Below are 13,819 nucleotides of genomic sequence, written 5' to 3' on the forward strand. Positions count from 1 at the left end.
GCGGCCCCCTTCGGTGGAGGTGACATCCGACTGGCGCGGGCGCGAGGACGAGATCGCGGAGCTCTTCCGCCGGACGTTCACCGCCTCGGAGGGCGCGGAGGAAGGCGCGGCCGTCGGCCGTCTGGCGCGCGACCTGCTGGCGACGACCCCCGAGGCGGATTTGCGGGTTTTCCTCACCGAGGAAGGCGGGGTGCTCGCGGGCTGCATCCTGTTCACGCGGCTCGTCTATCCGAAGGACGGGCGCAGTGTCTTTCTGCTCTCGCCCGTCGCCGTCGCGCCGGAGATGCAGGGCAGGGGCCTGGGGCAGCGGCTGATCGCGCATGGGCTGCGCGCATTGCGTGAGGAAGGCGCGGAGGTCGCGGTGACCTACGGCGATCCGGCGTTTTACGCGAAGGTCGGTTTCGCGCCGGTCTCGGTGGCGCAGGTGGCGCCGCCGCAGCCGCTCGGCCAGCCCGAGGGCTGGCTGGCGCAGGCGCTGCATGGCGAGGCGCTCGGGCCGCTCGAGGGGCCGTCGCGCTGCGCGCCTGCGCTGGACGATCCCGCATATTGGTGAGACGCTAGAAGCCGACGCGCCCCGACGCCTCCAGCAGCCAGACCTCGTCCCCCTCGAATACAGCCGGCACGAGGGGCCGGCCGTAGCCCGCGCCGCCGTCGAGGTTGATGCGGTTGTGGTGTCGCTCGGGGCGCTCCCCGGGCGTGTGGCCATGCACGACGAGCCAGGGAAACGCCCCTTCGTGACTGAGGAAGGGCTCGCGAATCCAGAGGAAATCCTCGGGATCCTGCCGCTCCCACGGCACGCCCGGACGGATGCCGGCGTGCACGAAGAGCAGATCGCCGGCGCGGTGCCACGCGGGCAGCGTCTGAAGGAAGTGCAGATGCCCGGCCGGCACGGCGTCGCGCGCGGCGGCGAGGATCGCCTCCGGCGTTGGCAGCGCGTCGATGTCCACCCCGTAGGAGAGCAGCGTCTCGCGGCCGCCGAGGCGCTCGGCGAACCAGTTGACGCCCGACAGTATGCGGTGGTGGTCGAGCGTGTTCATCGTGAGGAAGCGCTCGAACATCTCGTCGTGATTGCCCTTGACGACGGTCCAGGGGCGGCCGGCGTCGATCCCGTCGATCAGACGGTCCATCACGCCGCGGCTGTCGGGGCCGCGGTCCACCAGATCGCCGAGGAAGACGATCGGGGCCTCGGCGCCACCGTCCGCCTCGATCAGCGCGAGCGCCCGCTCGAGCTCGCCGAGCTGGCCGTGGATGTCGCCGACGGCATAGAGTCTGTCCGGCATGGTCATGGTCCCAAGGTGGGGGCGGGGCGGCCGCGATCAACGGCCGCGCGTCGGCCCTTGCGGGCCTCCTCGCAGCGCGGCGCGCCCGAAGAGGCCCGTAAGGCGCCGATGAGGGCCGGGCCTCAGGCGACGTCGAACTCGAGCGGCTTGACCTGGCCGAAGAGGCCCGTGTCGTTGAGCGCCTCGATCGCCTTCGGCGGCACAGGCTCGTCCACGTAGAGCAGCGCGATCGCCTCGCCCTTGGCCTCCTTCCGCCCGAGGGTGAAGTTGGCGATGTTCACCCCGTTGCCGCCCAGCGTGTTGCCCAGTGCGCCGATAATGCCGGGCACGTCCTCGTTGGTGGTGTAGAGCATGTGCTGCCCCACCTCGGCGTCGATGTTGATGCCCTTGATCTGGATGAAGCGCGGCTTGCCGTCCGAGAACACGGTGCCGGCGATCGAGCGTTCGCGCTTGGAGGTCACCACGGTGACCTTGACGTAACCCTCGAAGACGCCCGACTTGGCCTGCTTGGTCATCGAGGTCTTGATGCCGCGCTCCTGCGCGATCACCGGGGCCGAGACCATGTTCACGTCCGGGTTGGCGCGCTTGAGGATACCCGCGATCACGGCGCAGTTCAGCGCCTCGAGGTTCATCTCCGCGGCGACGCCGTCATAGAGGATGTTGATCGCCTGCATCGGCTCGTCCGTCATCTGTCCGATGAAGGCGCCGAGATGGCCGGCGAGCCTGATCCAGGGACCCATCACCTTGGCCTCCTCGGCGGTGACGGAGGGCATGTTGAGCGCGTTCTGCACCGCGCCGGTGAGAAGGTAGTCCGACATCTGCTCGGCCACCTGCAGCGCCACGTTTTCCTGCGCCTCGGTGGTCGCCGCGCCAAGGTGCGGGGTGCAGACCACGTTGGGCAGGTTGAAGAGCGGGTTCTCGGTCGCGGGCTCGGTTTCGAAGACGTCGATGCCTGCGCCGCCGATGTGGCCGGACTTCAGAAGATCGGCCAGCGCCGCCTCGTCCACCAGCCCGCCGCGGGCGCAGTTGATGATCCGCACGCCCTTCTTCGTCTTCTCCAGGTTGTCGCGGCTGAGGATGTTGCGCGTCTGGTCGGTGAGCGGCACATGCAGGGTGATGAAGTCGGCGCGCTTGAGCAACTCGTCGAGTTCGACCTTCTCCACGCCCATGCGGTCGGCCTTCTCCTGGCTCAGGAAGGGGTCGTAGGCGATGACCTTCATGCGCAGTCCGCGCGCCCGGTCGCAGACGATCGAGCCGATGTTGCCCGCGCCGATCACGCCCAGCGTCTTGCCGGTGAGTTCCACGCCCATGAAGCGCGACTTCTCCCACTTGCCGGCATGGGTCGAGGCGCTGGCCTCGGGGATCTGGCGCGCTACCGCGAACATCAGCGCGATGGCATGCTCGGCGGTGGTGATGGAGTTGCCGAAGGGCGTGTTCATCACGATCACGCCCCTTTTCGAGGCCGCCTCGCGGTCGACGTTGTCGACCCCGATGCCGGCGCGGCCGATGACCTTGAGATTGTCGGCCGCCTCCAACAGCTTCGCGGTGACCTTGGTCGCGGACCGGATCGCGAGGCCGTCATACTGGCCGATGATTTCCTGAAGCTTTTCCTTGTCCTTGCCCACCTCGGGCATGAAGTCGACCTCGATCCCCCGGTCGCGGAAGATCTGCACGGCGGTGTCCGACAGCTTGTCGGAGACGAGAACCTTGGGAGCCATTTCGGTTTTCCTCGAAGAGCGGTGCGTGCCGAGCACGCACCCTACGGTTGGGTTGCAAGGCTGGGCGGGTCGCAGGAAACGCCCCGCGGAAGATCGGGGGTAGGGTGCGTGCTCGGCACGCACCCTCCGGGATCACGCGGCCTTGGCCTGCGCTTCGATTTCGCTGTGGAAGGCCCAGTCGATCCAGGGCAGCATCGCCTCGATGTCGGCAAGCTCGACCGTCGCGCCGCACCAGATGCGCAGGCCCGGCGGCGCGTCGCGGTAGGCGCCGACGTCGAGCGCCGCGCCTTCCGCCTCCAGCCGCTTCTGGACGGCCTTGGCGAAGGCCGCGCCGTCGGCGATCCGGTCGTCGGTGAACTTCAGGCAGACGGAGGTGTTCGAGCGCGTCGCGGGTTGCTCGGCGAGGTTGTCGATCCAGTCGCGGCCCTCGCAGAAATCCCAGACCGCCTGCGCGTTGGCGTCGGCGCGGGCCATCAGCGCTGCGAGCCCGCCGATCTCGCGCGCCCAGTCGAGCGCCAGCAGGTAGTCCTCGACGCAGAGCATGGAGGGCGTGTTGATCGTCGCACCCTCGAAGATGCCCTCGTTGAGCTTGCCGCCCTTCGTCATGCGGAAAATCTTGGGCAGCGGCCAGGGCGGCGTGTAGCTCTCCAGCCGCTCCACCGCGCGGGGGCTCAGGATCAGCATGCCGTGCGCCGCCTCGCCGCCCATCACCTTCTGCCAGGAGAAGGTGACGACGTCGAGCTTGTCCCACGGCAAGTCCTGCGCGAAGGCCGCGCTGGTGGCGTCGCAGATCGTCAGGCCGCCGCGGTCTGCAGGGATCGCGTCGCCATTGGGCACGCGCACGCCGCTGGTCGTCCCGTTCCAGGTGAAGACCACGTCGGCGTCGAAATCGACCTGGGCCAGGTCGACGATCTCGCCGTAGTCGGCCTCGCGCACCGTCGCGTCGAGCTTGAGCTGCTTGACCGCGTCCGTCACCCAGCCCGCGCCGAAGCTTTCCCAGGCCAGCATCTCGCACTTGCGTTCACCGAGAAGCGACCACATCGCCATTTCCACCGCGCCGGTGTCGGAGGCGGGAACGATCCCGATGCGATAGTCGGCAGGCACGCCGAGGATCTCGCGCGTGCCCTCGATGGCGGCCTTGAGCTTGTCCTTGCCAACGGCCGCGCGGTGCGAGCGGCCGAGCGCGGCGGCGGAAAGCTTGTCGAGGCTGAAGACGGGGGGTTTGGCGCAGGGGCCGGAGGAAAAACGCGGATTCGCCGGCCGCGTCGCCGGTTTGGTCGGTGCCATTTCTGAATACCCTTCCAGATATGCGCCCCTCGTTGGGGAGGGGTGTCCCGCCGTCGCTCTTACGGGGCCGGGGCATCTTTCACAAGGGGCGAAATGCCGCTAAGGCCGCGCGAAGCGTCGCATTCCACTCAGAGATCCCCCATGCCCACAGCCGTTCTGCTCACGGATCCAGCAAGCCCCTCGCTCGATGGTGCGCTCGTCGAGAGCCTGCGCAATGCCTGGGGCGGGGGGGCGGCCGTCTGGCTCGCGCCGGGTGAGGCGGCGGAGTTCCCGGTGCCCTGCGCGCCGTCCAACGCCGACGAGGTCTGGCGTGCGTTGCAGGAACAGGGTGTGGACCTCGCCCTCGTCCCCGACAAGGGGCGGAAGAAGCGGCTGCTCGTCGCCGACATGGACAGCACGCTCATTCGGCAGGAATGCATCGACGAGCTGGCCGAAGTCGCGGGCGTGGGCGCGCATGTGCGCGAGATCACGGCACGCGCGATGAACGGCGAGCTGGATTTCGAAGGCGCGCTGACCGAGCGGGTGGCCCTGCTCGAGGGGCTGGATGCAGGCACGATCGACCGGGTGCTCGCCGAGCGTATCACGCATATGCCAGGGGCCGCCACGCTCGCCGCGACGATGCGCGCCAACGGCGCGCATACGCTTCTGGTCTCCGGCGGCTTCACTGCCTTCGCCGAGCCTGTCGCCGCCGCGCTCGGCTTCGACGAGGCGCAGGCGAACGTGCTCGAGGCCGAGGGCATGCGGCTGACGGGCAGGGTGCGGCCGCCGATCCTGGGCCGGGATGCCAAGGTGCGGGCGCTCGAGCGGACCGCCGCGCGGCTGGGCCTCGAGCCCGCGGATGCGATCGCCGTGGGCGACGGCGCCAACGACCTCGCCATGCTCGCGCGGGCGGGGCTGGGCGTGGCGCTGCACGCCAAGCCGGCGGTGCAGCGCGAGGCGCGGATTCGCGTGAACCACGGCGACCTGACGGCGCTGCTCTATCTTCAGGGCTACCGGGCAGAGGACTTCGCGGCGGCGTGACGGACCGGGCGCGCTTCCCGGCGCCCGGCCCTCTCTCCTCGCTCGCGGCGACGTGGCTCAGCCCTGCATCGGCAGCGTGCCGTCCTCGGTCGCCGCCGCGATTTCGTCCGCGTCCAGCATGCCGTCGCCGTTCGCGTCGGCCGCTTCGAAGGCCTCCGCACCCGCATCGGGCCAGGCCGCTTCGAACTCCGCCATGCTGACCATGCCGTCGCCGTCGGCATCGGCCGACATGTCCTGGGCGAAGGCCAGAGCGGGCAGCACGAAGGCCAGCGCCACGGCGAGCGAAACCGAGAGTCGTTTCATGATCGTCTTTCCTTTCCTTGCGTTCAGCTCAGGGGAGGGCGCGCCTCCCAGGAAGGAGGCTGCGGGCGGCCCGGCGCAGTGTCAGCGCGGGCGCGGCGCGACTGTCCGAATGGGCGGCGACTGGCCCGGAAAGCCGGCCCGGGCGCGCGCCGAACCGCCGTCGGCGCCGATCCGCGCTTGGACCGGCGGACCGGCGCTGCTGCGAGCGGGCGCAACCGGCGGTTGATCGCCGGCTGCCGCGCGCCGCGATCGCCTCAGTAGCTCAGCCGAGAGCCGTCGCGGGCCGAATCGCGCCGACCTCATCGCCGCGGCGATTGAGCACAGCCGCCTCCATCCGACGCCGCACCGCCGGATCCTTCGCGTCCAGCGCACCGAGCCGCACCAGGAGCGCCGCGATCGCGCAGTCCGCGGCCCGCGCCGCGCCGTCGGCGATCTTGAGCGCGACCCCGAGGCCCTGCTCCGGCAGGATCGCCGTGAAGACGCCCTCCGCCCCGGTCTTGACCGCGATCGCGCCGGGCGCCGCACGCATCAGCTCGGTGCAGGTGCGGCCCTCGCCGGCAACCAGTTCAGGATGCGCCATCATCGCCTCGGTCAGCCGGACGGCGGCGCGGCTGCGGGCGTCTTCCCTCTCGTGTGCCGTGGCGAACCAGGCCATCGCCCGCGCGATGCCATCGAGGCGCCCCGCGAAGTTCGGCAGCGCGCAGCCGTCGATGCCGTAGCCTGGCGAGGGCGCGCCCGTCAGCGCCTCGAAGACCTCGCGGCAGGCGATCTGCACGGGATGCCCGGGCAGGTGATACTCCGGACCTGCGCCCAGGTGGCGGGCCAGCGTGAGCATGCCCGCATGCTTGCCCGAGCAATTGTTGTGCAGCTGCGTGGGCGTCTCCTTCGCGCGGATCAGCGCCTCGCGGGCCGCGCGGTCGGACGGCATCTGCGGGCCGCAGCGCAGGTCGGCCTCGGACAGCCCCAGCGCGTCCAGCCAGTCCGCCACGCGCCGCGTATGCATCTCCGCCCCCTGATGCGAGGCGCAGGCCAGCGCCAGATGCTCGGGCCCGAGCCTCGCGGCGTCGGCCGCCCCCGAGGTCACGAGCGGCAGCGCCTGAATCATCTTGATCGCCGAACGCGGCAGGATCACGCGACCGGCGTCGCCCCAGGCTTCCCGGATACCCTCCGGGCCCGCGATCGCCGCCGCGCCGAAATGCTGGCTCTCGACGAAGGGACCGCGCGCAGCCTCTGCCATCAGCACCCAGCCGGTCATCGCGCGCAGTTCCTCACAGTTTGGCGAATTTCTGCCAAGAGCCCTTTCCCGACCGGAGCTTTTCACGGTAGAACGCCCGCGTCGAGAGGGGCTTGCCCGCACGCGAAAGCCGCCGGAACGAGCGGCGCGGGCGGGCCGGGATTGGGGCAAGGACAGCTTGGAGGCTGGCGAATGACTTCCCGTATCGTGCAGGGGCTGGCCGGCATCCTGACGGCGTTCGCGGCGACGGCCGCGGCGGCGCAGGAGGAGGAGAGCACCAACCGCGTCGCGGCCGAGACCGACTGGAGCGTTTTCGTCGAGGACGATCCGACGGAGTGCTGGGCCGTGACCCAGCCGAAGGAGACGGTGAACACCCGCGACGGCCGGGTGGTGGCCGTGCGGCGGGGCGAGATCCTGCTTTTCACCTTCTTCCGTCCGGGCGAGGACGTCTCGGGACAGGTCACCTTCACCGGCGGCTATCCCTTCTCGACCGAGCGGCCCATCACCCTGGTCGTCGGCGACGATCGGTTCCAGCTCTACACGCAGCCCGACAACCCCGACACGCCCGTGAACGAACAGGAATGGGCCTGGGCCGCCTCGCCGGAGGACGACGCGAAAATCGCCGCGGCGATGCGTCGGGGGGTCGATGCCGTCATCACCGCCGAGAGCACGCGCGGCACGACGACCGAGGACACCTTTTCGCTCATGGGCTACACCGCCGCGGTCGAGGAGGCGCAGCGCCGCTGCAGCGAGTGACGCCTCTTTGGCATCGGGGGCGAAATGCTATATGAGGCGGGACCAGCCCGAACCGCGAGTGCCCCGATGACCGCCGATGCGCCGATCACGCAGGATTTCCTGACCGTCCCCCGGAAGATGCCCGAGGGGAAGCGCAACCTCGTGGGGCTGCCGCGGGCGGCCTTCCGCGCCGCGCTCATCGAAGCGGGAACGCCGGAGAAGCAGGCGAAGATGCGCGAGGCGCAGCTCTGGCAGTGGATCTACCAGCGCGGCGTGCGCGACTTCGCCGCGATGACGAACCTTTCCAAGGCCTACCGCGCGCAGCTCGCCGAAGACTTCGTGATCGAGATCCCCGAGATCGTCTCGAAACAGGTGAGCGCCGACGGCACGCGCAAATACCTCATGCGCATCGCCGGCGGCCACGAGGTGGAGACGGTCTATATCCCGGAAGAGGGTCGCGGCACGCTCTGCATCTCGAGCCAGGTGGGCTGCACGCTCACCTGCTCGTTCTGCCACACCGGCACGCAGAAGCTCGTGCGCAACCTCACCGCCGCCGAGATCGTCGGACAGGTGATGGCGGCGCGCGACGATCTCGACGACTGGCCGAAACCGGGCGAGGGCATGGGCGAGCGGCCGCGCCTCGTCTCCAACATCGTGCTCATGGGGATGGGCGAGCCGCTCTACAACTTCGAGAACGTGCGCGACGCGATGAAGATCGCGATGGACGGCGAAGGTATCTCGCTCTCGCGCCGGCGCATCACGCTTTCGACCTCCGGCGTCGTCCCCGAGATTGCCCGCTGCGCCGAGGAGATCGGCTGTCTCATGGCCGTGAGCTTCCACGCGACCACGGACGAGGTGCGCGACAAGCTGGTGCCGATCAACAGGAAGTGGAACATCGCGACGCTGCTGGAGGCGCTGCGCGCCTATCCGCGGCTCTCGAACTCCGAGCGCATCACCTTCGAATACGTGATGCTGAAGGGCGTGAACGACAGCGACGCGGACGCGCGGCGGCTGCTGAAGCTGATCGCCGGCATCCCGGCCAAGATCAACCTGATCCCCTTCAACGAATGGCCCGGCGCACCTTATGAGCGCTCCGACTGGTCGCGGATCGAGGCCTTCGCCGATATCATCTACAAGGCGGGCTACGCCGCGCCGATCCGCACGCCACGGGGCGAGGACATCATGGCCGCCTGCGGACAGCTCAAGTCCGCGACCGAGCGCGCCGGGAAGCGTCGCGCCGAGATCGAGGCCGAGGCGGGAATCGCGACGCCCTGAGAACGTCAGGCCGCCGCCGCCTTCGCGCGCCATTTCCGACACATCCGTCAACTATCCACCGAAACAGGAGCAAGTGTTTCGGTGGAGGAAACCCATGAACATGACGGACCATATGACAGCCCAGGGCGTCGCCGACATCCGCGAACTCGCGCTGCGCGAGCGGCGCATGGCGCTCTCGGATCGGGAATGGTCGCATCGGCTGATGGGCTATGGCTACCGCGTGATCAAGACCGAGGCAGGCGCCGTCATCTGCGGCTTTCGCGACGACGAGCCGCTCTGCACCCTGCCGGCCGAGCGTGAGGCGGAGAAGATTCACTGAGCCTGGCTCAACCGTGCGTTAACCACGTTGCCGCAATCGGGGCGGCATGGAACGCCTGGAGCTCAGACTGCCGCCGGACTACGTCGCCGCCCTCGATCCGATCGCGCACGCCGAGGACGTGAGCCGCGGACAGGTGATCCGCGACGCGATCCGCCGCGATCTGAAACGCCGGGAAAAAGCGAAGACGCCCGTCAGGGCGGATGAGCGGCTCGTCGCGCCCTTGCGGGCGCTCCTCGCCGAGGATTTCGCCTATGCGCGCGATTGGTCGGACCTGCAGTCGCGCCTCGCGGCGAAGGGCTACCGCCTGCAGGAGGCTGGCGGCGGCCTCGCGCTTCACGCCCTTGACGGCCGACGCCTCTGCAAGGGCTCGGAGCTGGGCTATGGCTATGCCCTGCTCGTCCGGAAGTTCGGCGCGCCGTTGCCCGGCCATGCGCACCGCGCGGCGGCGGCCCGCGCGCTCAGCCCTCCGGCGGCACGCGCCCCGGAATGTCCTGCCGCGGCGGCGCGATCTCCCATTCGTCGATGATGCGCACGGCCTCCTCGGCCGTCTCGGCATAGCGGAAGAGCTCCAGATCCTCGGGCGAGATCGTGCCGGCCTCGGCCAGCGCCTGCCAGTCGATGATCCGGTCCCAGAACTCGCGCCCGAAAAGAAGGAAGGGCACCCGCCGCATCCGGCCCGTCTGGATCAGCGTCAGCGCCTCGAACATCTCGTCCATCGTGCCGAAGCCGCCGGGGAAGATGCAGATGGCGTTCGCCCGCAGCAGGAAGTGCATCTTGCGGATGCCGAAATAGTGGAAGTTGAAGCAGAGCTCCGGCGTGATGTAGGCGTTGGGCGCCTGTTCGTGCGGCAGCACGATGTTGAGCCCGATGCTCTCGCCGCCCGCGTCCTGCGCGCCACGGTTGCCGGCCTCCATCACGCCCGGGCCGCCGCCGGTGACGATGACGTTCTCGCCGCTGCCCCGGCTCTTCTCCGTCATCACGCGGGAAAAGTCCCGCGCCACCTCGTAGAAGCGCGAGAGCGCCTGTAGCGTCTCGGTCCGCGCCGTCTCCTTGCGGTCGGGCGGCGGGATGCGCGCCCCGCCGAAGAGCACGATGGTGCTCTTGACCCCGTGCTCGTCCATCAGCAGCGAGGGCTTGAGCAGCTCGAGCTGCAGGCGCACCGGCCTGAGCTCGTCGCGCAGCAGGAAGTCCTCGTCGTCGAAAGCCAGCCGATAGGCGGGCGAGCGCGTCTGCGGCGTCTGGGGCAGGTGTTCGGCGGTCGAGCGATCCGATCCGGCGTCGGGAAAGGGGCTGCGGCGGTCGTCCTTCATGGGCACCTCCTGTTCCATCCCACCTAGCGTGTCGCGACGGCGGCGACCAGCGGAAGCCTTGGCCGTTGTGCGGTGCGCGGCGCTCGGCTAAACCCGCGCGCGACAGGCATCGACGGAAGGGGAGCCCGCACATGTCAACTGCCGCGCTGGAAGCCGCGATCGAAGCCGCCTGGGAGGCGCGCGACACCATCACCCCCGCCACAGGCGGAGAGACGCGCGAGGCGATCGAGTCCACGCTCGAGGCGCTGGACCGCGGCGAGCTGCGCGTGGCCGAGCGCGGCGCGGACGGGCAATGGCACGTCAACCAGTGGGCCAAGAAGGCCGTGCTTCTGGGCTTCCGCATCAAGGACATGGAGATGCAGCCCGGCGGCCCTCAGGGCGGCGGCTGGTGGGACAAGGTTGACAGCAAGTTCGCCGGCTGGGGCGAGAACCGCTGGCGCGAGGCGGGCTTCCGCGCCGTGCCCAACTGCGTCGTGCGCAAGTCGGCCTACATAGCGCCGGGGGTTGTGCTGATGCCCTCCTTCGTGAACCTCGGCGCCTACGTCGATTCGGGCACGATGGTGGATACCTGGGCGACGGTGGGCTCCTGCGCGCAGATCGGCAGGGACGTGCACCTGTCGGGGGGCGTGGGCATCGGCGGCGTTCTGGAACCGATGCAGGCCAATCCCACGATCATCGAGGACAACTGTTTCATCGGCGCCCGCTCCGAGGTGGTCGAGGGCGTGATCGTGCGCGAGGGCGCGGTGCTCGGCATGGGCGTCTATCTCGGCCAGTCCACCAAGATCGTGGACCGCGAGACCGGCGAGGTGATGTACGGCGAGGTGCCGCCCTATTCTGTGGTGGTCTCGGGCTCGTTCCCGTCCTCGGGCGGCGTGAACCTCTATTGTGCCGTCATCGTCAAGCGGGTGGACGAGAAAACGCGCGCCAAGGTCGGCATCAACGAACTCTTGCGAGACTGAACGAGCGTGACGCGGGCCGAGCCCGCGCCGGCGCGCACCTTCGGGTGCGCGCATTTCCTGTCGCTTCCCGACAATCCGAGGGCAAATCTGGTCGGAGTGGCAGGATTCGAACCTACGACCCCCGCCTCCCGAAGACGGTGCTCTACCAGGCTGAGCTACACTCCGACCGTGACGCGCCGCATAGCCCGTCGCGCGGGGCTTGGCAAGGGGCGATGCGGGCGATTTCGGCCCACTGCCTCCGCCGCCGGCGAACGGCCTTGAAAAGGCCGTTCAAGGCGCTTTTCAAGCGCCTTCCCCGCGCTCAGAGGCTCGCCTCGAGCGCCTTAATCACCGCGTCGCCCATCTCGCGCGTGGTGGCCGGAGAGGCCCCCTCCACGTTGAGCAGATCGGCGGTGCGGACGCCCTGGGCCAGCACCTGCTCGACCGCGCGCTCCAGCCGGTCGGCCTCTTCCCCCTCGTCGAAGGAATAACGCAGCGCCATCGCGAAGCTCAGGATGCAGGCGCAGGGGTTGGCCTTGCCCTGTCCGGCGATATCCGGCGCGCTGCCGTGCACCGGCTCGTAGAGCGCCTTGGGCCGACCGTTGGCCATCGGCGCACCGAGCGAGGCCGAAGGCAGCATCCCCAGCGATCCCGTCAGCATCGCGGCGAGGTCCGACAGCAGGTCGCCGAAGAGGTTGTCGGTCACGATCACGTCGAACTGCTTGGGCCAGCGGGTGAGCTGCATGGCGCCGGCGTCGGCGTACATGTGGCTGAGCTGCACATCGCCATACTCGGCGTCGTGCACCTCCTGCACCACATCGCGCCAGAGGACGCCCGACTCCATGACGTTGGCCTTCTCCATCGAGCAGACGCGGTTCGCCCGCCGCCGCGCCAGCTCGAAGGCCGCGCGCGCCACGCGGGCGATCTCGGACTCGGTGTAGCGCTGGGTGTTGACGCCCACGCGCTCGTTGCCTTCCTCGAAGATGCCGCGCGGCTCGCCGAAATAGACCCCGCTGGTGAGTTCGCGCACGATCATGATGTCGAGGCCTGCGACCACCTCGCGCTTGAGCGAGGAGAAGTCCGCCAGCGCGTCGAAGCACTGCGCCGGGCGCAGGTTGGCGAAAAGGTCCATCTCCTTGCGCAGACGCAGCAGGCCGCGCTCGGGCTTCACGGAGAAGTCGAGCGCGTCGTATTTCGGCCCGCCCACGGCGCCCAGCAGCACCGCGTCCACGTTCTGCGCCCGCTCCATCGTGGCGTCGGTGAGCGGCGTGCCGTGCGCGTCGTAGGCCGCCCCGCCGACCAGATCCTCGGACACGTCGAAGGCGAGGTCGCGCTTGTCGCCGTACCAGTCGATGATGCGCATGACCTCGGCCATCACCTCGGGACCGATCCCGTCACCGGGCAGGACGAGCAGCGAACGGTCTGACATGGGGGGCCTCCTCGAAATTGGCGTCGGGTCCGCGTAGTCCGCGCCGCGCGGGCGGTCAAGCCGCGGCCATGGCCCTGGCGAGCCCGGTGACGAGTCCCTCCCACACTCGTGCGATCCGCGGGCTGCGCCGCATCGCCTCCGGCGCGGCGAGCCACATCGGCAGCCGCGGCAGTCCCGCGCCGGGCAGGAGCTCCTCCACCTCCGGGTCCGCTGTGCCCACGGCGCGCGGCATGAAGCCCACCCCGCCGCCGGCGCGCACCAGCGCCCAGTAGGCCGCCTGATCGTCGCAGCGCAGCGCGAACCAGTCGCGCGCCGCCGGATAGCCCATCGCGCGCATCGCCTCGACGATCAGCGGATTGCGGTCGTAGCCCACGAGATCGAGCGTCAGCAGATCGTCGAGCGTCCGGGGCCTCTGCTGCCCGTCGAGATAGCTGCGTGCGGCGAAGATGCCGATCTCGAGATCGCCGAGATGCCGCGCGACGAGATCGAGCTGAGTGGGCCGGTACATCCGCACGGCGAGGTCGGCCTCGCGGTAAAGCAGGTTCTCGCTCTCGTCGCTGGGCACCAGTTCGACCTGGATCGCGGGCTCGGCGCGGCGCAGATCGGCCAGAACCGGCGGCAGAAGATAGTGCGACACGACACGGCTCGCCGTGACGCGCACCGTTCCCTCCAGTCGACCGGCCTGCGCCGCGCCCGTGCGCGCGATCTCTGCCGCGGCCTCGCGCATCCGCTGCGCAGGGGCCATCAGCTCCTGCCCCGTCGCGGTGAGGGCGAGGCCGCGCGCCTGTCGTGTGAAGAGCTCGGCGCCCAGCTGCTGTTCGAGTGCCCGGATATGCCGGCCCAGCGTCGGCTGGCTGGTGCCGAGCGCGCGGGCGGCGGCCGAGAGCGAGCCCGTCTCGGCCACTGCGAGAAAGGCGCGCAGGAGGGACCAGTGGAGGGTGTCGGGTCGGTCATCCATACGGATCTGAATA

15 protein-coding genes and 1 tRNA gene are annotated in these 13,819 nt (G+C 69.6%); 7 read left to right on the top strand and 9 right to left on the bottom strand.

All coding sequences use genetic code 11. The features are described 5' to 3' along the window. Positions 1-13: 13 nt before the first annotated feature. A complete protein-coding gene (locus tag DRV85_RS07265; protein ID WP_113288790.1) occupies positions 14-553 on the top strand; it encodes a GNAT family N-acetyltransferase in 540 nt (179 codons plus the stop codon). A 4-nt stretch (positions 554-557) separates the two neighbouring features. Here DRV85_RS07265 and DRV85_RS07270 read toward each other — a convergent pair whose 3' ends face one another. The 3 genes from DRV85_RS07270 to DRV85_RS07280 form a co-directional block, all read right to left on the bottom strand. Further along, complete coding sequence (locus DRV85_RS07270) at positions 558-1,280, bottom strand: metallophosphoesterase family protein (protein ID WP_233495426.1); 723 nt, start codon at positions 1,278-1,280, stop codon at positions 558-560. Between the two features lie 122 nt (positions 1,281-1,402). Further along, positions 1,403-2,998, bottom strand: a complete 1,596-nt coding sequence (gene serA / locus DRV85_RS07275) for a phosphoglycerate dehydrogenase (RefSeq protein ID WP_113288792.1) — start codon at positions 2,996-2,998, stop codon at positions 1,403-1,405. A 132-nt stretch (positions 2,999-3,130) separates the two neighbouring features. Further along, positions 3,131-4,285, bottom strand: a complete 1,155-nt coding sequence (locus tag DRV85_RS07280; protein ID WP_113288793.1) for a phosphoserine transaminase — start codon at positions 4,283-4,285, stop codon at positions 3,131-3,133. 141 nt (positions 4,286-4,426) lie between these two features. Here DRV85_RS07280 and serB point away from each other — a divergent pair, with 141 nt between their 5' ends. Beyond that, positions 4,427-5,305, top strand: a complete 879-nt coding sequence (gene serB / locus DRV85_RS07285; protein ID WP_113288794.1) for a phosphoserine phosphatase SerB — start codon at positions 4,427-4,429, stop codon at positions 5,303-5,305. Between the two features lie 57 nt (positions 5,306-5,362). On the opposite strand, the gene DRV85_RS07290 is transcribed toward serB, so the two are convergent. Both DRV85_RS07290 and DRV85_RS07295 read right to left on the bottom strand, forming a co-directional pair. Continuing rightward, a complete protein-coding gene (locus tag DRV85_RS07290) occupies positions 5,363-5,608 on the bottom strand; it encodes an EF-hand domain-containing protein (RefSeq protein WP_113288795.1) in 246 nt (81 codons plus the stop codon). Between the two features lie 262 nt (positions 5,609-5,870). Next, the gene (locus DRV85_RS07295) at positions 5,871-6,863 is read right to left on the bottom strand and encodes an asparaginase (RefSeq protein ID WP_113288796.1); all 993 of its coding nucleotides are present in this window, start codon (positions 6,861-6,863) and stop codon (positions 5,871-5,873) included. Between the two features lie 171 nt (positions 6,864-7,034). On the opposite strand from DRV85_RS07295, the gene DRV85_RS07300 reads away from it, so the two are divergent. The 4 genes from DRV85_RS07300 to DRV85_RS07315 all read left to right on the top strand — a co-directional run bounded on the left by DRV85_RS07300 (position 7,035) and on the right by DRV85_RS07315 (position 9,697). Further along, positions 7,035-7,598 (top strand): invasion associated locus B family protein, encoded by a 564-nt coding sequence (locus tag DRV85_RS07300; RefSeq protein WP_113288797.1) that lies wholly within the window; start codon positions 7,035-7,037, stop codon positions 7,596-7,598. A 66-nt stretch (positions 7,599-7,664) separates the two neighbouring features. Then, complete coding sequence (gene rlmN / locus DRV85_RS07305) at positions 7,665-8,852, top strand: dual-specificity RNA methyltransferase RlmN (RefSeq protein WP_113288798.1); 1,188 nt, start codon at positions 7,665-7,667, stop codon at positions 8,850-8,852. Positions 8,853-8,964: 112 nt separating this feature from the next. Further along, positions 8,965-9,171 carry a hypothetical protein gene (locus tag DRV85_RS07310; RefSeq protein ID WP_233495427.1) on the top strand — a complete coding sequence of 69 codons (207 nt, stop codon included), beginning with the start codon at positions 8,965-8,967 and terminating at the stop codon, positions 9,169-9,171. Between the two features lie 46 nt (positions 9,172-9,217). Further along, complete coding sequence (locus DRV85_RS07315) at positions 9,218-9,697, top strand: ribbon-helix-helix domain-containing protein (RefSeq protein WP_113288800.1); 480 nt, start codon at positions 9,218-9,220, stop codon at positions 9,695-9,697. Here DRV85_RS07315 and DRV85_RS07320 read toward each other — a convergent pair. Continuing rightward, a complete protein-coding gene (locus DRV85_RS07320) occupies positions 9,630-10,481 on the bottom strand; it encodes an LOG family protein (protein WP_113288801.1) in 852 nt (283 codons plus the stop codon). The two genes, DRV85_RS07315 and DRV85_RS07320, sit on opposite strands and share 68 nt — an antisense overlap. A gap of 131 nt (positions 10,482-10,612) precedes the next feature. Here DRV85_RS07320 and dapD point away from each other — a divergent pair, with 131 nt between their 5' ends. Beyond that, positions 10,613-11,440 (top strand): 2,3,4,5-tetrahydropyridine-2,6-dicarboxylate N-succinyltransferase, encoded by an 828-nt coding sequence (gene dapD, locus DRV85_RS07325; protein WP_113288802.1) that lies wholly within the window; start codon positions 10,613-10,615, stop codon positions 11,438-11,440. 88 nt (positions 11,441-11,528) lie between these two features. Here dapD and DRV85_RS07330 read toward each other — a convergent pair. From DRV85_RS07330 to DRV85_RS07340, 3 genes are all read right to left on the bottom strand, one after another. After that, positions 11,529-11,605: transfer RNA gene (locus tag DRV85_RS07330), tRNA-Pro, on the bottom strand. Between the two features lie 136 nt (positions 11,606-11,741). Then, positions 11,742-12,848 (bottom strand): 3-isopropylmalate dehydrogenase, encoded by a 1,107-nt coding sequence (gene leuB, locus DRV85_RS07335; RefSeq protein ID WP_113288803.1) that lies wholly within the window; start codon positions 12,846-12,848, stop codon positions 11,742-11,744. A gap of 55 nt (positions 12,849-12,903) precedes the next feature. After that, entirely contained in the window at positions 12,904-13,806 is a 903-nt protein-coding gene (locus DRV85_RS07340; RefSeq protein ID WP_113288804.1) for a LysR family transcriptional regulator, read from the bottom strand. Positions 13,807-13,819 lie beyond the last annotated feature (13 nt).

Source organism: Rhodosalinus halophilus (assembly GCF_003298775.1).
GTDB lineage: Bacteria > Pseudomonadota > Alphaproteobacteria > Rhodobacterales > Rhodobacteraceae > Rhodosalinus > Rhodosalinus halophilus.